Genomic DNA, 19,252 nt, shown 5'->3' with positions numbered 1-19,252 from the left:
TCATGCATGTTTTAATAACCTCCGTTCCAATAAACGTATAATTTGGGCCATAGGTAGGCTGATTAATAAATAGGCCACTGCTAGTAAAGTATAGGACTCGATTGTTAAAAATGTTTGTGATGCGTAGGATTGTGTTCGTAATAACAACTCATTGACGGTAATGAAAGCTAACAATGATGTATCTTTAATCATCATGACCAGATAATTTCCTAGAATAGGAATGGAAGATCTGGTCGCTTGCGGCATGATGATGGACCACATTGACTGACGTTTCGTATAGCCTAAGGCTAAGGCGGCTTCATTTTGACCTTTATCGACTGCCAAAATCGACGAGCGAATGACTTCGGATAAGTAAGAGCCGTAGTTAATCCCTAAGCCTAACATACCTGCCATAAATGGACTGATTGTAAATTTATAATCCGGAATCCAAACTTGCAAGAGTAATGTGATAAGAAGCGGGACCACATAATACATATACACTAGTTGAACAAGCAAAGGGGTTCCACGAATAATCTCTAATATTGTGACCAATACACCATTTAATAGTTTTGATTTTGACAGACGCCCAAGCGCAATGACTACCCCTATTACAATTGCCAACGCAAATCCACTGATGGTTGCTTTTAAGGCAATCCACATTCCCTCTAGCAGGATTGGCAATAAATCAGATAAAGCTGTATTGAAATCTAAATTCTCGATAATGTTCATCGGAAACACCTCTTTTCAAAATTTCTCCAACACCCTGATTTTTCTATTCTTTACCTGGTACGTAAAAATCCTCATTTAATCCATATTTCTTTAAAACTTCTAAAATAAATCCTTCTTCCTTTAATGCTGCTAATTCTTTGTTAATCGCTTCAACTAAAGCCTTGTCTTCCTTACGTGCTGATGCAGCAATTTTCCCGGATGCTTGAGCTTCATATGGCGAAACCATTTTTAAATTCAACGATGGGTCCTTTTTAATACTGTAAGCTGCCACAACACCATCCGTTAAGGTTGCGTCGATCTTCCCTGTATTTGTTGCGAGGAGCAAGTCTGCTGATGAACCAAAAATATCAACTCGGCCAATTTTGCCTTCCTTTTGTAAGCTTTGAGCCAATTCTAGAAAAGAAACTCCCTTTTGTGCTCCAACTACTTTATCCTTCAAATCTTCAATTCCCTTAATTGTAGAATCCATAGGAACGACCAATGCCTCCCCCTGCTTGTACCAAATGTCGGTGAAAAGGGCGATTTTCTCTCGTTCTGGTTTTCGATACATTCCGTCAGCAACCAAGTCTATGTTTCCATTGTTTAACTCAAGTAATAGATTCTCAAACTTAACCTCTTTCATTTCTACCTTCTGAATTCCTAAACGCTTAGCCACTTCTTTGATAATTTCAGCATCAATTCCAGCGAATTCCTTTGTATCTTTGTCTATGTAAGCAAAAGGAGCATCATTCGAAGAACCAACTACTAGTACTCCTTTTTCCTTCGCTTTTTCCAACGTATCTTTTTTTTCCTCGGCTGCGCTAGTAGAATTCGTTTTACTGCTGCTTCCACAACCTGCTAGTATCGCTGGGATCAAGGTAACCATCAGGATCAATGTAATTAATTTTTTCATTTGTATGCCCCCATTATTATTTTTTATTTTTAAGTTGATAGATTTTCTTTTTCATAATGTCCCCTACTACCCTACTTCCTTTCCTTCTCTTTTTTGAGGTTAACATGTATTTTTTGAATATACTAACCACATGTCAGATTTTCTTACATGGTATTTTTATAAGATTAATAGGTTAACTGGGTAAAGGGCTTTTTTTGCCCTGCTTTTCTGCCATGAAGGTAAAAATATAAGAAAATACACGCTAACACTACGATTGCTGCTATGACATATACACCTCTAAAACCTACGATAGGAATGAAAAACCCTAATAAAAATGGGCCTATCCCAATCCCGCCATCGATAAAAACAAAGAATGTGGACGTAGCCAGTCCCATCCGGTGACGTGGCGATACTTTTACCGAGATAGCCTGTGCACTTGACAGAAATGTTCCAAAACCAATTCCGACAAAGGCTGCAGAAATTAAGAGAAAAAAACCGTGTTGTGCCTGGCTAAGAATCGCCAGTCCGATTGAGAACAATAGGAAGGATGGATACATCACGAAATTCTCTCCTTTTTTATCAAACCATACACCTGTGAACGGTCTTGAAATTAAAATGAATAAGGCATATACAATAAAGAAAAAGCTGCCGGCCTCAACTAGACCGATTTCCATTGTATAGGAGGTTAGAAAGCTTAGAACAACGGAGTAGCTTAAGCCCATAAAGACGCTAATGAAGGCAATGGGAAGTGCATTCCATTCGAAAAAGCTGGAGAACTTGATGCCTTTCAATTGCTTAACCTGTTCTTTTGAAAGCTCCATTTTCGGTACTTTTAAAAAGAAGGAAGAAAGGAAGCATATCGATAAAATCACGGTGCACACGATAAAAATAGAGTGGAAATTAGCTATTTGAGCCAAGTACATTCCTAAAAATGGACCAATCGCTGAAGCGAGTGTCGTACTCATCGCATAATATCCCGTACCTTCCCCGCGCCGCTCATCCGGAATAATTCTTGAAATAATCGTTCCCGTTGCAGTGGCTGCCACTCCAAACCCTGCCCCATGTAAAAAGCGAACAACGAAAAGGAAGAATAAACTATTAACGATAAAATAGAAAAGAGTCGTAATAAAGAAAAATATTAAACCGAAATAGAGCATCCTTTTCATACCAACATGCTCGATTGATCTTCCGGCAAAAAGTCGACCGATAAGTGCACCAAGAATGAAAATACCTGAAGCCAGTCCCGCCTCACTGGGGGACGCATCGAATTGATCGGTAGCATAAATCGTCATGATCAGCATTAATAAATAATAGGTTAAATAGATAAAGAAATTTGTTAAAGAATTAATTAAGAAATCCTTCGTCCATAATCGCGGTTTATCCATCTTCCTTTCTCCTTTGGTTAAAAATAATAAATTTACGGCTTACTTTTGGATATAACCGGTATAAGCAAGCATATTGCATGCTTATACCGGAATGAATTAAACATTCAACATCGGCTTAGTTAAAAGGTTTTCAATTGAAATGTATGGATATCCATGGGCTTCCGCTACGGATTGATAAGTCACATTCCCTTTGATAACATTGATTCCTTTAGCTATGGCCTTATTTTCTAAAGCTGCTGCTTTATAGCCTTTGTTTGCAATCTGTACGCCATAAGGCACTGTCACATTGGTTAATGCAATCGTTGAAGTACGAGCAACCGCACCAGGGATGTTTGCTACAGCATAATGGATGACTCCGAATTTTTCATAGGTTGGGTTGCTATGGGTGGTAATATGATCAATCGTTTCGATGGAGCCTCCTTGGTCGATCGCAACATCAACGACAACTGAGCCAGGCTGCATGGCTTGGATCATTGCTTCGGTTACAATTCTCGGTGCCCGCGCCCCTGGAATGAGTACCGCACCGATTAATAAATCAGCGTTCTTAACAGCGGCTGCAATATTAAAGCTATTGGACATCAGCGTGTTTAATTTTCCTTGGAACAGATCATCCAATTGCCGAAGTCGATCTACGTTTGTATCTAGTATTGTTACATTTGCGCCTAAGCCTAATGCCATTTTTGCCGCATTTGTTCCAACTATCCCACCCCCGACAATCGTTACTTCAGCAGGTTTCACACCTGGAACACCACCCAACAGGATCCCTTTCCCACCCTTATGCTTTTCAAGATACTGTGCCCCGATTTGGACTGACATTCTGCCAGCTACTTCACTCATCGGCGTTAATAATGGAAGTGCCCCATTATCGAGCTGGATCGTTTCGTAGGCAATCGCGATTACCTTATTATCGATTAATGCTTTTGTTAATTCAGGTTCAGGCGCAAGGTGAAGATAGGTAAATAGAATCATGCCTTCACGGAAGTAGCCATATTCAGATGGTAGAGGTTCTTTTACTTTCATGACCATATCCGCTGACCAAACATCCTCAGCAGAAGTTACGATCACGGCTCCCGCCTCGATATAATCGTGATCAGCAAAGCCGCTGCCAATACCTGCTCCCGCTTCAATCCATATTTCATGCCCGTTTTTCACAAAATCTGTTACTCCTGCTGGTGTAATGCCAACACGATTTTCATTGTTTTTAATTTCTTTTGGAATTCCAATTATCATGGTATCCACTCCTTTTGTTAGTTTTAGTAGAAAAAAATTTAGCCTAATAGCTCTTGTTCAACTGCTGAAATGGCATCATCTAATATTTGGATCAATTGATCAATCTCTTGTTTATTTATAATGAGCGGTGGAGAGAAGACGAGCGTGTCTTGATCAAAGGTCACCGTACGAATAATTAAGCCTCGTTTGGCTGCTTCGGTAACAATCTTCGGTGAAACATGTGTTTCAAAGCTTTCACCAGTCTGTTTATCTTTAACAATTTGGATTCCACCCATCAGGCCTAGTGCCCTTACATCACCAACAATTTGGTGTTTTTCCTGAAGATATTTGAATCCTTTCAAGAGCTCCTGCCCCATTAGTCTTGAATTCTCAACAAGATTATCTCTTTCAATAATTTCAATATTTTTTAAGGCAACACTGCAGGCGGTTGGATGGCCGCTGTACGTATACCCATGAAGCAGTGTTCCATTGGATAGTTTGATTAAATCCTTATGAACCTTTTCTGATAGGAGTACTCCACCAAGTTGCGCATATCCACTGGTGACTCCTTTAGCGAAGCACATTAAATCAGGTGTAATTCCATAATGCTCAACCCCAAAGAATGTCCCTGTTCTCCCAAATCCTGTAATGACTTCATCGGCGATCATTAAGATTCCGTATTCGTCACATATCTTTCTTACCTCTTGCAGATAACCCTCTGGAGGGAGGTTGACTCCCCCGGCCCCTTGTACGGGCTCCGTGATAAACGCTGCGATCGTTTCTGGTCCTTCTTGCTCAATCACTTTGTGAAGTTCTTCAATCGATGATCCATCAACATAATAGAAGTCAGGCGCTAACGAGTTGGTGAAATCCCGAAATGGCTTTAAGCCTGTTGCACTCGTTGCTCCCATGGCAACACCGTGATATGACTTTGTACGGGAGATAATTTTCTGGCGGTTCGGCTGCCCTTTCAAAATCCAATAATGGCGGGCTAATTTAAATGCCGTATCATTCGATTCAGACCCACCGGAAGTAAAGAAAACAGCGTTTAAATCTCCTGGTGCGATTGAAGCAAGCTTAGTTGCTAAGCGAATCGCCGGCTCATTGCTAAAAGTTGTAAAGCATGAGCTGAATGCAAGCTTTGACATTTGGTCATAAGCGACTTGGGCCAGTTCCTGATTTCCGTGGCCGATGTTAACATTCCACAATGAGGACATTCCGTCGATGACTTTTTTTCCTGACACGTCGGTTAAATAAATTCCCTTTCCTTCTGTAAAAATAAAGCTGGGTCCCTTCTGTTGCTGATCGACCAGTGATGTAGTTGGATGAACGAAGTGCTTTTTATCTAATTCAACTAATTCTTCTGCCGCTGTTATTTCTTTTAACATGTAAACACTACCTCTCTCTATAAAATTTTGATTTTACTAACTTAGTAGCAAAGTTCATGCCAAAATTGAATTTGTTTAAAAATAAGGGTTTTATGGGTTATTTTTTTGGTGGTTGATTCATTTTTGAATCATTTTTAGCGATTTGTGATTCATTTCTTGATTGTAAACCCTTTAATGATTTATATTTGAATCAACAGAGTGTGTTTGGTAGGTTTTGGGTTGGGTTAGATGGCTATTGGCCGTGCTCCTCTCATATGCTCACGGGCTGATATTGATTACGTTTTCGGTTTCTTGATTGGACTTTGGTCTGTGGGGGCAGCTCTATTGGCCACTTTTTCGGGTTCTGGTACTGGTTTTGGCCAGTGAGACCTCTCTATTGGCCACTTTTTCGGGTTCTGGTATCGATTTTGGCCAATAAGACCTTCTCTATTGGCCACTTTCTCGGGTTCTGGTACTGGTTTTGGCCAGTGAGACCTCTCTATTGGCCACTTTTTCGGGTTTTGGTACCGGTTTTGGCCAGTGAGACCTCTCTATTGGCCACTTTTTCGGGTTCTGGTACCGGTTTTGGCCAGTAAGATCTTCTCTATTGGCCACTTTTTCGGGTTTTGGTACCAGTTTTGGCCAGTAAGACCCTTTCTTTTGGCCACTTTCTTGGGTTCAAGTGGTTTTTCTGTGGAGATGCTTTACTGACCTCTTTTCGGTTTCTTGAACAGGTTTAGGGCAGTAAAATACCTTTTACTACCACTTTTTCGGTTTCTTGAATGGTTTCAGGGCAGTAAAACCGCTCTACTAACCCACTTTCCATTTTCTAGTTTTGATTATGCCAATAGAACCACCCAGTTCATATCTCAAATTCGGAGCTATTAATAGACTCGTATTATAGAAAGAGAGAGATTTTTATGAAGAAATCGATCGAAAGAAAGCTTTTGGATTTAATTATCGAAACGTCCAACAACAACATCACCATTGCAGATGACAAGGGGTATATTTTGTATTCAAACCCGAATCATTGGTCTATTTACGGTATTACGCCAGAACAATACAAAGGAAAAACTGTTTATCAGTTACAAGACGAGGGAGTTTTATCTCCTTCCATTACCGTAATGGTCCTTAAGGAAAAGAAAAAAATGCAGGTTATGCAGAATACGCGGACGGGGAGAGTCATCATGACGATTGGTTATCCGTTATTTGATGATGACGGAAAGTTAATATTTGTTATCAGCTATTCTCAAGATCAAACAGAGATTAGTAATCTGCAAGACCAGTATGAGCAGCTCGAAAGAAAACTAAAAGGATATCAAGCTGAGGTTGAGGAGCTGCGCGGGAAGGAAGGCATTCTTTATCGAAATAAAGAAATGGAACAAATCGTCAAAACAATTCAGCGCGTGGCCAAAACGGACGCAACCGTTTTGCTTTTAGGAGAATCAGGCGTCGGAAAAAGCATGTTTGCCCGTCAGCTTCATAATCAAAGCACTCGCCATAAAGAGCCCTTTATTGAAGTAAACTGCAGTACAATCCCGGAAAGTCTGTTTGAATCGGAAATGTTTGGCTATGAGACCGGTTCGTTTACGGGAGCGCAAAAACAAGGGAAACAGGGGCTGATTGAACAAGCACATAACGGAACGTTATTCTTGGACGAAATTGGGGAGTTACCATTAGCCGTGCAAGTAAAATTATTAAAAGTATTGCAAGAAAAGAAGTTTATGAGACTAGGTGGAAATAAGGAGCGCCATATCGATTTCCGATTAGTAACGGCAACAAATCAAAATTTAGAGGAAATGGTTCAGCAAGGGACTTTCCGGCTCGATTTGTATTATCGGTTAAATGTTATTCCGCTTCATATTCCTCCGTTACGGGAGCGAAAGGAAGATATCGCCTTCTTAATCAATCATTATCTCGAGGAGATTAATAGGAAATATGCAACTAGAAAAAAACTGCATCCCTCAACGTACGATATTCTCATTCAATATGGATGGCCCGGAAATGTTCGTGAATTGGAAAATATTATTGAACGGTTGATATTAACAACTGAGGAAATGGTCGTTTTCCCAAACTCCCTTCCCTCTTCGATTCTTGGGCAACGGCAATCCGAAGGAAAAGATGCTTCAATAGGGATTGACCAAACAATCGGAGAGGATCAAGATCTTAAAACAGTTTTAGAAAAAGTAGAAAGGCATATGTTCCAAAAAGCTTACAAACAGTGCAAATCCACATACGACATGGCCAAAATGCTTGGAATAAGCCAGCCATCGGTTATCCGTAAACTTAAAAAATATAAAGAGCAATTTTAAAAGGACTAGAAACGTAAAACCTGCTAAACAAAGCAGGTTTTTTTATTTATCACAATTCACTGTCAGATTTTCTAACACGACACTTGAACGGTAATCAATTAAGTTTAAGATTAAGACATTAATATTATTCAAATATTTCGACAAAAAATTGAATCAGGTGAACATTATGCATTTAAATGTTGAATTAAATCAAAAACAAACATTGAATCTAAAGCTTAACCCTGAATTGCGGCAATCAGTTAATATTTTACAATATTCTTCACTTGAACTCGTAGATTATCTCCAACAACAATCGGTTGACAATCCTGTTTTGGAGATAAAAGAACAAACGAGGTATGAAGAGGAATTCAACTCCTCCAAAAAATCAGCAGTAAGTTCTGATTACAACCCCATTATTCATTGTTCAGATACAAAGACATCACTCGAAAAGCACCTAATGGAACAGGTGATGACCTTACAAAACACTACACCTTTGCAGATTAAAATATTAAAATTCTTGATTGGCAATTTAAATCATCATGGCTTTTTAGAAATTGAGCCCGCGATAGCCGCCCGCATTTTTTCCATCCCCTTAACGGAAATAGAGCAGGTAATTACTATTTTACAATCATTTGAACCAATTGGGGTTGGAGCAAGAAACTTAGCGGACTGCCTGCTGATCCAAATGCGAGCCAGCACAGATTATCCTTCGCTTGCTTTTCTCATTGTTGAAAAACATTTAGCTGATCTCGCTTCAAAAAATTATCGAAAACTCGCCAAGACACTCAACGTAAGTTTACCAGAAATACAGGAAGCAGAAGATTTTATCAAGACCCTTAATCCACGCCCTTGCAGTGAATACCACCATGAAATGACACAATATATTGCTCCTGATGTCATCATTGCGTCCAATCAAAATGAGTATGTAATCACCGTAAATGATACGTTGATGCCAAAAGTTTCGATCAATTATTCCTATCAACTTGATCAAAATATGGAGAGCGCCAATGATTTTTTAAAAGAAAAATATCATGAAGCAATGATTTTATTGACCGGAATTACCGAAAGAAAACGAACACTTTACAAAGTAACTCAAGCTATTGTCGAAAGGCAAAAGGAATTTCTTCAAAAAGGCCTAAGCGGACTAAAACCCATGACGCTGAAGGACATTTCTGAACAACTGGGCTATCATGAATCAACAATCAGCCGTGCAACAAGCAACAAATATATTCAAACACCACACGGTCTCTTTAAGCTAAAAAGCTTGTTTACATCAGGAATCAACCGTGCAAACAGTCTTGAGACTGATTCATCTACTTCAGTGAAGGCAAAAATAAAAGCTTTGATTGATCGAGAAAATAAACAGAAACCATTTTCTGATCAAAAATTAGTTCAACTTTTAGAGAGACACGGTATTCTCATTTCACGCCGAACGGTAGCAAAATATCGCGAGGAAATGGGGATTCAGGGGTCTACTAAGAGAAAGAGATATTAATGTATTAAAATTAGAGACAGGTGAAATTTCCTGTCTCTTCAAATTACCTGCCAAGAGAAATACTAATTAATTAATTAATTAATTAATTGCTTTGTTTGAAACCGCTCCAAAAGTCCTTTTAAGGAATTTTCTAACCTTTGCTTAATCTCGTGATCAATGAATGAAAGCTGGTCTTCCTTGTAGCTAATTTGATTATCCTGGAAATACACGCCGTTTAGTATTTCCTGACTGCCCAGTACCGAGAATACTGGCTTGAAAGCATATTCTAATGATAGAAGATGTGCAATGGTCCCACCTGTAACAACAGGCAGAACCGCTTTATTTTCAAAGCCCTTTTCTGGAATTAAGTCTAAGAATGCTTTTAATGCTCCTGGAAAGCTTGCCTTATAAACAGGACTTACAATAATGACTGCATTGGCTTGCTGAATTAATGTAAGTTTTTCTTTAATCACTGGACTATTGAAGTTAGCAAATAACAAATCTTCAGCGGGTAAATCGCGAACAGATATTTTGCTAACCTTTAGCCCTTCCTCTAAAGTTTTGTTTTCTAAAAATGTGGAAATGGCTGATGATCTTGATGGTTGAGATGGACTACCTGAAATAATAACGATATTTGACATTGTATATACACCTTTCCTCTTCCGTAATATTGTTTATGAATAGGGTGTAATTTCCGGTTTTGGTCATTAAGAACCCTATTTCCAATTGCGGATTTTTATAGTCTAATTGGATCATGCAGTGTAAGGATGGTTACTCTCTAAAAAATGCTTTAATTTTATTGAAAGACCGCCACTTCCGAATCGAATAATATCATGGTGATTCGATTCATGGTCTTCCTTTTTAACAAATTCCAAGAAAGCTAGAATGGATCTCCGGCGGAGAATAATCGGAACGACCCCTTGATCATAAAACCATTTATCGATCGTATTATAAATGCCTTTGTTCAGCTTATATTTCTTTTGGCACCATAGGAAAAAATACAAATCAGGTAAGTCTAGATATTCAGGATTTTTTACAACTCCACCCATTTTTCGCTCAATTAAATCTTTTGTGCTTAACTTGATATCGACCATAAATTTTTCACCCCTCACTGTTTGTAAAATTAACGAGGCACCAGGACATCACTTTATAGCGCCTCTCTTCTGAATTAATTAAAATTAACTACAAAAGGAAAAGCCTATGCTTGTAAAGTTTTTATCAGCTTTGCTTCTTTTTGTCTAACAAGCGGCAGAACTTTTTCTCCGAATGCCCGGAGCTCTTCCTCATAGTGAAGAAATCCTGTCAAAACAATGTCAATTCCAATTTTTTTCAATTCAATGATCTGGTCCGCAACTTGTTCGGCCGTTCCAATTAAACCTGTCTTGAATCCATCATTATATTGAACAAGATCTTCAAACGTTGATTCAGACCACATTCCTTTTCCTTCAGGTGAAGATGCTCCGGCAGCTTTAACTGAATCTCTAAAACCTTCTACTGCTTCGACATTTGCATTCTCCACAATATCGCGCAATACTAGTTTTGCCTCTTCTTCTGTATCCCGAACGATAACAAAACCATTTACTCCAAATTGAATTTCATCTTTCCCATTTGCTTTTCTTAACGCTTTGACTTCGTCAATTTGTGCTTTTAACTCTTCAAGGGTGCCACCGTTCGTGAAATACACGTCGGATACACGCCCGGCCATTTCTTTTGCCGCCTTTGACGTTCCGCCCTGAAAGATTTTTGGAGGATTTATTGGTTTTGGCTTTAACGGCGCATCATTTAATCGATAAAAATTACCGCGATAGGTAGTTGAATCTTTGGTCCATAGGCTGCGAAGAACTTCGATAAATTCTTCCGAGCGTCGATAGCGCTCGTCGTGATCAAGCCACGGTTCCCCGTAACCGTTAAACTCACCTTTAAACCAACCACTTACGATATTAATAGAGGCACGACCATTGCTAATGTGATCGATCGTTGAAATAATTTTTGCCATCACCCCAGGATGCCAAAAGCCGGGAAGAACCGCAGTAATGATATTGATTTTTTTGGTTGAGGCAGCAAGCGCTGAAGCTAGTGCGGCGGCTTCTAACTGATTTTCTGCCCCGTAGCTTGCCAAAAAACGAGTTTGTAATAAAACATAATCAAATCCAATCTCTTCGGCAATTTGGGCATACCTTTTATTATCCTCGTATGACCAGCCAGTTTTTTGAGAAAGGTTCGAAATAACCAAACCTCCGCTAACATTCGGTGCCCAATAGGCAAATTGTAATCCCATGCCTTTTTCCTCCTTAATAATAGTTAATAAAAAAGAGGCCCACATCAATCCTTTGTTAAGGATTGACATGAGCCTCCGGTGAACCAGTGGGCAATTTTGGATATTAAGTAATATATTGCTATTGATTATAGTATATTTACATTATTCCTATAAGTCAAGTTGGTTTTATAAAAATATTAATTTTTTTGAAAACCGTTCGGGGGGCCTACTTCTACACGAATTCTTCCGGCCTTTTTTTCATTCATGAGCCGTAGGCCGTGCATTTATCGGGTATGAAAATTAGGTAGAATTCCCGTCCAAATGATTATTTAAGTGCCAATACTTCCTTCAATTTTTCTCCAAATTCCCGTCCGAATGAAACACATATTTCTTCATCGTCCGGAGCTAATTCGATCTTTAATCCGTCCTGAATAATGGTAGCACCAAGTTCAGTCAATTTATCAGAAAGGATGTTAACCGCCACACAAAACTGATCGTAAGCCGTGTCACCTGACCCAAACACTGCAGCAATCTTCCCATTTAGATTCAAACCATCCATTTCTTCGTAATAATCTAAAAACTCATCTGCTAGCTCACCGTCTCCATATGTATAAGAACCGAGGATAATCCCATCAAAATCTTCTAATTCCTTTGGTTCTGCAGCTGGTAACTCCCGGATTGTAAGGTTGACTCCAGTTTCTTCAACACCTTTTCCAATTAGCTGGGCCATTTCCTCTGTATTCCCTGTCATACTCGCAAAAACTAAAATTACATTTGCCATTTCGTTCTCTCCTTCTAGTTGCCTTTTCGATTTCATTATTATTTTAGCGATAATGATAATCATTATCAATAGGAAAACGCAATATTTTTAAAAGAAAGTTAGTTTTGGCGTTATGGACATCACAATATGCAGCAAATCTCTTTTACGATCGCGTGGGTTAAAGCCATGCGGACACAGAGGACCTTACTTTGATAAAATTACCCTTTTTTTTGATTTAGCTGACACAGGAGACCTTATTTTCATAAAAACCACTGAATTATACCCGCTAACTAACGAATAACGGCTCTGGTGTCCTTTAACCTATAATAAACGCCGTTTTTACATGAAATAACGGCATTGGTGTCCGCCAAACATGAACGACACTGATAATGGGCAGGGATTCACCAACCCCAGTGATTGTCCCCTAACAAATCGTGCGCACCAAAAAATACAAATTAGAGCACTTATTTTAAAAATAACAATAAAAAATGACGAACAAATTTACATACAATTTGTTCGTCATTTTTTAATATTTGGAAATCGCAAATGGAACCTTTTAACAACAAACTGCCTCTTTAACAATTATTCATGAAAATTCGTACCATCTGTTGTAGCTTTGATAATCCCGGCACGAATGACAAAGTCTCCGAAGTGCTCGCCTTCGTTTCGTTCCTTCGCATAGCGCGGAAGAATCGTGCCAAGCTCGCTTAAAATCTCTTTCTCACCGATGTTTTCGAGGTACATTTTGCTAAGGCGGCTTCCGTCATGAGCTGCACCAAGATACATATTGTATTTGCCTGGTGCTTTTCCAATAAAACCGATTTCACCTAGTGCATGGCGGGCACAACCGTTAGGACAACCAGTCATCCGAATCGTAATCTCTTTGTCGCGCAGACCGTTTTCATCGACAATTCCTTCGATTTTATCAATTAAAGTTGGTAAATATCGCTCTGCTTCTGCCATTGCTAAACCACATGTTGGGAGCGCCACACACGCAATCGAGCTGCGTCGAAGCGCAGAATAATGCTTACCATCCGTTAAACCGAATTGTTCAATCAACTCATTGATCTTTTTCTTTTTTTGGCTTGATACATTAGCAATGATAACGTTTTGATTGGACGTCAATCTGAAATCACCTGTATGGATTTTCGCAATTTCATGCAATCCTGATTTTAACTTATAATCATCAAAATCTGCTACACGACCGCCTTGGATAAACAAGGTAAAATGCCATTTTCCACCGACACCCTTTACCCAGCCATAGCGATCTCCATTGTGGTCGAAGTGAAACGGCTTGGCTTCAGCAAAGCTCCAGCCAAGGCGATTTTCCAATTCATATTTAACATTTTCAAGCCCCAGCCGATCGACGGTATACTTAAAGCGAGCATTTTTCCGGACAGAACGATTCCCGTAATCGCGCTGAATGGTGATGACTTTTTCTGCGACATCATATAACTGGTTCGGTTTACAAAAGCCGATTACTTTCCCAAGCTGCGGATAAGTCGCTTTGTCACCGTGTGACATACCCATGCCTCCGCCAATTAACACATTAAAGCCCACCAGTTTGTCATCCTCAACAACGGCAATAAAGCCAAGATCCTGGGAAAAGACATCAATATCGTTGGAAGGAGGAACGGCAATGCCAATTTTAAACTTCCGTGGCAAGTAAAGCGGGCCGTACATTGGTTCTTCTTTCACATCCGGTGTTCCGGCCACTTTCTCCTCATCCAGCCAAATTTCGTGATAGGCTCTTGTTCTTGGCAGTAAATCATCACTTAATTTTTTCGCCCATTCATAAACTTCTGCATGGAGTTCAGACTGATACGGATTGGAGGTACACATTACGTTCCGGTTTACATCCCCGCACGCTGCAATCGTATCCATCAGTGCCCCATGGATTTCTTGAATCGTATTTTTCATATTCCATTTTAAGATTCCATGCATTTGAAATGTTTCACGTGTCGTCAGCTTCAATGTGCCATTGCCATACTTATCAGCGAGTTCATCCATAACCAGCCATTGATTTGCTGATGCCACTCCCCCTGGCAAACGAACACGCAGCATGAATTGATATGCGGGCTCAAGCTTTTGCTTTTGCCGTTCATTTCGAAGATCACGATCATCCTGCAGATAGCTGCCGTGATGTTTCATCAGGCGGTTGTCATCTTCGGGAATTCCTGCGGTAAGCCGGTCCAGCATGACTTCCTTTAGTGTACCGCGTAAATAATTGCTTCGCTCTTTAATCCCTTCGACATCGCTCGGCGGCCCGTCTGGGGCTGTTAAAATTTTATTCACCATGTTGGAATATCTCCTTTCACTGCAAAATCAGTATACATCGCGCTGGTAGCGTCTTTGCTGTTGCATTTCAGCTAAATAGCTTTCCGCTTGTTCACGGTTCATATTGCCTTCTTTTTCAATTATTTCAATTAAAGTTTGGTGAACGTCATGCGCCATGTTTTTCTCATCACCGCAAATGTAAACTGCTGCTCCGTCTTGAAGCCAGTCGAACAATTCCTTGCTGTGTTCAAGCATACGGTGTTGAACATACACTTTTTCCTCTTGGTCACGTGAAAAAGCAACATCCATTTTCGTCAGCACACCGTCTTTGATCCACTTTTGCCATTCTGTCTGGTAAAGAAAGTCGGTAACGAAATGCTGATCCCCGAAGAACATCCATGCTGCACCGGTCGCTCCACTTTCTTCACGTTCCTGCATGAAAGCTCGGAACGGTGCTACTCCAGTTCCAGGACCAATCATAATAATCGGAGTTTCTGGATTGTCCGGAAGCTTAAAATTATCATTGTGCTGAATATAAATCGGAAGTGTATCGCCCGGCTGCAAGCGCTCTGCTGCTAAAATCGAGCAAACTCCTTTACGATTACGTCCATGTGTTTCGTAACGGACAGCGCCGATCGTAAGATGCACTTCATCCGAATTGGCGGATAAACTGCTTGCAATCGAATAAAGACGGGCCGGCATTTTGCGAAGAATCGAAACAAAGTCTTGAGCCGAATTGCCCCAAGCTCCAAAATCACGGACGAAGTCGAGCAAATCACGTCCGTCTATATAGGCTTTTACTTTTTCTTCATTACCTGGTTCTAAAAGCTTTTGTAAATCCTTATTGTCAGAAAGCAGAGCCACTTTTTCAAGAAGCGGTTTTGTTAAAACGGTTATTTCAAAATAGGAAGTTAGAGCATCCTTAAGTGTTTTTGTCTCATCTTGTTTATTTAAGGTTACTGTTTCTTGCGGATTATATTTCAACTCCTCAAGTAACATGTCAACTAACTCTGGATCGTTTTCCGGATAAATTCCGAGGCTATCACCTGGTTGGTAGGATAGGCCCGAACCTTCAAGCGATAATTCAAGGTGACGAGTCTCTTTATTAGACCCACGACCGTTTAAATTTATATTTTCTAGTACTTCCGCTTTGAACGGATTGGTTCTGGAATAAGTTGATTCGATAACTTGAGTTGCTCCAGTTGAGGCTATCGCAGCAGAAGTTCCGCTTTGTCCTTCCGTCAAACTTGAAAGTACACCTTGGAGCCATTCAGCTGCAGGCTCATCAAAGTCAAGATCGCAGTCGAAGCGGGGATAAAGCCGGGTCCCGCCAAGTTCTTCGAGTCGTTGATCGAATTCTTTTCCAGTCTGACAGAAAAATTCATAAGAGCTGTCACCAAGTGCCAAAACAGAATAATGGAAATGATCCAGTTTTGGAGCCCTTTTACCATGAAGAAATTCGTGGAAAGAAAGAGCATTATCCGGTGGTTCACCCTCACCATGGGTGCTGACGACAATAAGAAGATTTTGGACTTTTTTAAGATTATTCGGTTTGAAATCACCCATCGATGAAATGATAACCTGAAAACCATTTACCTCTAGCGTTTTGGCTGTCTTTTTTGCAAGACCTTGGGCATTGCCAGTTTGTGAACCAAAAAGGATGGTTACTTCTTTTGGAGTTGTTTGCCCAATCGGTTGAGCTGAAACTTCTGTAGTGTTACCTGTAGTTGTTGTACCCGGAACAAATACGGCTGCCTGAGTTGCGGCCAAGTAACCACTTAACCAAACCTTTTGCGATTCAGTTAAGGTTGGCAGAAGCCGATTAAGAAGCTCCGCCTGCTCATGATTAAACGGACTGTTTTCTACTTGTAGTTGCAACAATATCCACCTCACTAATGAATATAAACTTATCGTGCGCAAATTTAGTTTTACGATTATGGTTAACTTGTCTTATTCTTTTTTTAAAATAATGATAGTTTTATAATATACACACAATTCCTATGTGTCAAATAGGTTTTATTATAATTAAAAATATTTAGTTAATTTGTTGGGGCTAAAAGGGGCTTGGTGTAAGGACTGCGTGGGTGCATTTGATCTTTTAGATTTATACCATAAAGGGGTAAAGATGGGCATATAGGGGAAACTTGTACCATATATCTTGAGACTTGTCCCATATAATTTGGAAGTTGGACCATATATTTTTAAAGTTGGTCTATATATTTTTAAAGTTGGTCTATATATTTTTAAAGTTAGACCATATATTTTTTGAAATGTCCCATATCCATATTTAGATGAGCATAACGGCCTTCCCGCGGGCAAATATTTTTATAAAAAAGCAAAAAATCCCCAAAAAAGTGTTATTTAAAATGAAATAACAGATTTTTTATCGAAAAATAACCAATTTCATCATAAATCCAGGGCAATTCTTCAAAAAAAATTGATTTTTTATAAAAATCACCCCGAAAATTAACAGAAATTGCATCATAAAGAACAGAACTGGGTTCAATCTCAATAATGCGAATAACAAAATTAAAAGAGGCAGTCCCCCAACTATTTTTGGAGACTGCCTTACAAAGTCGAATCTAACTTGGAAATCCTTCAGATTGTATATACCGTTCACTAATGATGGTTCGGTGATGCAATTCGTGGCCGGCAATAATAAATGCAAGGGCACGAACACTCACTTCGTGTTGATTCGCTGTTCCACGACGAAGCCATGCGTCAGTCGATAAACTTTTTAATAAAGCTAAAGTGGACTTGCGGACTATTGTAAATTGTTCTAATAGTTCTTCCAGAGTTTGTTTGTCAAATTCTGCATGTCGAACATATTCGTTCTCATCGAAACCTGGGAGTGATAATGTTTCCCCGCGCGCAATCGCCAACAGTCGGTACGCCATGATTCGCTCGGTATCTGTCATATGACCGAAGACTTCCTTTATGCTCCATTTATTAGGACCGTAACGAAACTCGGCCTGGTTTTCATTTAAGTTTTTAAAAAGTTTTACAGTATCCTCCAATTGCTGATGTAATGTCTCGAAGATGTCACCTTCGGGAACGGCATTTATGTAGGGTCCATAATACGGGGCGAACTCGCTAGGGTCCATTTGCTTTTTCATGTATATCTCTCCTTCCACCTTTTATCTTTTATTTTACCTGTATGATTGGACTATTTCATCTTTTGTCTAAAGAAGATCTCCATAAAAAAACAAGGTCACCAAAACGGAGCCTTGTTTGTCATTCTTCATTATGCAGCTGAACTTTTACCCTTTGACTCTTTCTCTTTGAAAAGGAGCTGATCGACTGAAAGCAACTGACTGCCAGTAATAGCAATCGCCAATGACATCGCAAATAAGGCAATATCTAATTCATACCCAGCCATTTGCCCATTTCCTAAAAAGCCAAGTGCCAGCTTTACTTTTATCGTTGCTCCAAGCATTAATATTGCGAATAAGGCAGATATTACGCGGCTCCCTAGTCCTATAACTAAAGCGATGCCCCCGACAGTTTCTAATATAGCAACACCGTAGGCTAAGAATCCAGGCAATCCAATACTGCCGAACCAGCCAACTGTATTTTCTATTCCCCCTTGAAACTTAGCTAACCCGTGTACAAAGAAGGTTAATCCTAATACTACCCGTAAAATTAATGTTCCAACCTCATGATTTCTCATTGTTTTTCTCCCCTTAGAAGTAATTATTTTTTATATTAAGAACATTATCCAAATTGCCAAATGCTATGGCTTAGATTTCCATAACGATAACTGCGATGCAGCAATTTGGCTGTTCGATCTTTGTCAGCTGCACCCATGGCGTAGAAAATCGGTATAAAGTGTTCAGCCCCATGTGGCGGAACGGCAAACTGAGCATTTGGTGCTAAAGTCGAATAGTTGAACAGTGACTCTAAATCCCAGGCTGTAATATGTTGTTCTAACCACTGATCAAATGCCAGCGCCCATTGATCCACACCATCTTCTTCCCCAAATCGAACGGCACGAAGGTTGTGAACCGTTCCGCCGCTGGCAACAATTAAGATATCCTTTTCTCTCAATTCCGCTAACGATTTTCCAATTTTGTACTGCTCCTCTGGGGTTAAGTTGGGAGCGACGGACATCGAAATGACCGGAATATCGGCGTCAGGGTAGAGCATACTTAGAATGACCCACGCCCCATGATCAAGTCCGCGTTTACGATCCACTTCAAAAGGAATCCCCTGATTCGCTAACATCGCTTCTATCTCTTTAGCAACTTTCGGCTCCCCTTTTGCCGGGTATTTAATGCGGTACATTTCTTCAGGAAATCCATAGTAATCGTAGATCGTTTCATAGTCACTTACTTCACTCACCTGTTGGACACCCGACTCCCAGTGAGCAGAAAACACAATAATAGCCTTCGGACGCTGCAGCTTTTCCCCTAACTCATTTATTAATTGGGTATATTCATTTCTTTCAATCGCCAATAGCGGTGCGCCGTGAGCAATAAAATAAGCTGGAATCATCTTTTCATCCCCCTTTTTGTCTTTTTTCTAGTGTAACACTATATTCTGTTCTGATATATTTTACGTTTTGTTTACTAATATGAATATTTGTTGTTTATAAGATAACAATTCGCACTCTAGATTGTCAATGGTTTTTTTGCTAATATAAAATTAAGTTTT

16 protein-coding genes are annotated in these 19,252 nt (G+C 39.8%); 2 read left to right on the top strand and 14 right to left on the bottom strand.

Going from position 1 to position 19,252, the window contains the following annotated elements; all coding sequences use genetic code 11:
* The 5 genes from ACI48O_RS16010 to ACI48O_RS15990 form a co-directional block, all read right to left on the bottom strand.
* Positions 1–708 (bottom strand): amino acid ABC transporter permease, encoded by a 708-nt coding sequence (locus tag ACI48O_RS16010; protein ID WP_435562842.1) that lies wholly within the window; start codon positions 706–708, stop codon positions 1–3.
* A gap of 43 nt (positions 709–751) precedes the next feature.
* Positions 752–1,600 (bottom strand): substrate-binding periplasmic protein, encoded by an 849-nt coding sequence (locus tag ACI48O_RS16005; RefSeq protein WP_435562841.1) that lies wholly within the window; start codon positions 1,598–1,600, stop codon positions 752–754.
* A 164-nt stretch (positions 1,601–1,764) separates the two neighbouring features.
* Entirely contained in the window at positions 1,765–2,964 is a 1,200-nt protein-coding gene (locus ACI48O_RS16000; protein WP_435562840.1) for an MFS transporter, read from the bottom strand.
* A gap of 96 nt (positions 2,965–3,060) precedes the next feature.
* The gene (ald, locus tag ACI48O_RS15995; protein WP_435562839.1) at positions 3,061–4,194 is read right to left on the bottom strand and encodes an alanine dehydrogenase; all 1,134 of its coding nucleotides are present in this window, start codon (positions 4,192–4,194) and stop codon (positions 3,061–3,063) included.
* Positions 4,195–4,232: 38 nt separating this feature from the next.
* Positions 4,233–5,561, bottom strand: coding sequence for an aminotransferase family protein (locus tag ACI48O_RS15990; RefSeq protein WP_435562838.1), 1,329 nt, complete (start codon positions 5,559–5,561; stop codon positions 4,233–4,235).
* Between the two features lie 899 nt (positions 5,562–6,460).
* Between ACI48O_RS15990 and ACI48O_RS15985 the strand changes: the two genes are divergently transcribed.
* Together ACI48O_RS15985 and rpoN are read left to right on the top strand one after the other, a co-directional pair.
* Positions 6,461–7,852, top strand: a complete 1,392-nt coding sequence (locus ACI48O_RS15985) for a sigma-54 interaction domain-containing protein (RefSeq protein WP_435562837.1) — start codon at positions 6,461–6,463, stop codon at positions 7,850–7,852.
* A 166-nt stretch (positions 7,853–8,018) separates the two neighbouring features.
* A complete protein-coding gene (gene rpoN / locus ACI48O_RS15980; RefSeq protein WP_435562836.1) occupies positions 8,019–9,326 on the top strand; it encodes an RNA polymerase factor sigma-54 in 1,308 nt (435 codons plus the stop codon).
* 74 nt (positions 9,327–9,400) lie between these two features.
* Here the strand turns inward: rpoN and ssuE are convergent, their stop codons facing one another.
* The 9 genes from ssuE to ACI48O_RS15935 form a co-directional block, all read right to left on the bottom strand.
* Positions 9,401–9,946, bottom strand: coding sequence for an NADPH-dependent FMN reductase (gene ssuE / locus ACI48O_RS15975; RefSeq protein ID WP_435562835.1), 546 nt, complete (start codon positions 9,944–9,946; stop codon positions 9,401–9,403).
* A gap of 111 nt (positions 9,947–10,057) precedes the next feature.
* Positions 10,058–10,399: a hypothetical protein gene (locus tag ACI48O_RS15970; RefSeq protein ID WP_435562834.1), complete on the bottom strand. Its 342-nt coding sequence runs from the start codon at positions 10,397–10,399 to the stop codon at positions 10,058–10,060.
* Between the two features lie 104 nt (positions 10,400–10,503).
* Entirely contained in the window at positions 10,504–11,583 is a 1,080-nt protein-coding gene (gene sfnG, locus ACI48O_RS15965; RefSeq protein ID WP_435562833.1) for a dimethylsulfone monooxygenase SfnG, read from the bottom strand.
* Between the two features lie 304 nt (positions 11,584–11,887).
* The gene (locus ACI48O_RS15960; protein WP_435562832.1) at positions 11,888–12,343 is read right to left on the bottom strand and encodes a flavodoxin; all 456 of its coding nucleotides are present in this window, start codon (positions 12,341–12,343) and stop codon (positions 11,888–11,890) included.
* 561 nt (positions 12,344–12,904) lie between these two features.
* Positions 12,905–14,620, bottom strand: coding sequence for an assimilatory sulfite reductase (NADPH) hemoprotein subunit (cysI, locus tag ACI48O_RS15955; RefSeq protein ID WP_435562831.1), 1,716 nt, complete (start codon positions 14,618–14,620; stop codon positions 12,905–12,907).
* 27 nt (positions 14,621–14,647) lie between these two features.
* Positions 14,648–16,477: an assimilatory sulfite reductase (NADPH) flavoprotein subunit gene (locus tag ACI48O_RS15950; RefSeq protein WP_435562830.1), complete on the bottom strand. Its 1,830-nt coding sequence runs from the start codon at positions 16,475–16,477 to the stop codon at positions 14,648–14,650.
* Positions 16,478–17,181: 704 nt separating this feature from the next.
* Positions 17,182–17,715, bottom strand: coding sequence for a DinB family protein (locus ACI48O_RS15945; RefSeq protein WP_435562829.1), 534 nt, complete (start codon positions 17,713–17,715; stop codon positions 17,182–17,184).
* Positions 17,716–17,843: 128 nt separating this feature from the next.
* On the bottom strand, positions 17,844–18,269 hold the full coding sequence (locus ACI48O_RS15940) for a DoxX family protein (RefSeq protein ID WP_435562828.1): 426 nt from the start codon (positions 18,267–18,269) through the stop codon (positions 17,844–17,846).
* A gap of 44 nt (positions 18,270–18,313) precedes the next feature.
* A complete protein-coding gene (locus ACI48O_RS15935; protein ID WP_435562827.1) occupies positions 18,314–19,093 on the bottom strand; it encodes a DODA-type extradiol aromatic ring-opening family dioxygenase in 780 nt (259 codons plus the stop codon).
* Between the last annotated feature and the right edge of the window lie 159 nt (positions 19,094–19,252).

Source organism: Neobacillus terrisolis, assembly GCF_051233475.1.
Classification (GTDB): domain Bacteria; phylum Bacillota; class Bacilli; order Bacillales; family Cytobacillaceae; genus Bacillus_BU.
The sequence above is the reverse complement of the archived record's forward strand: the minus strand, read 5'-3'. Positions and strand labels throughout refer to the sequence as shown.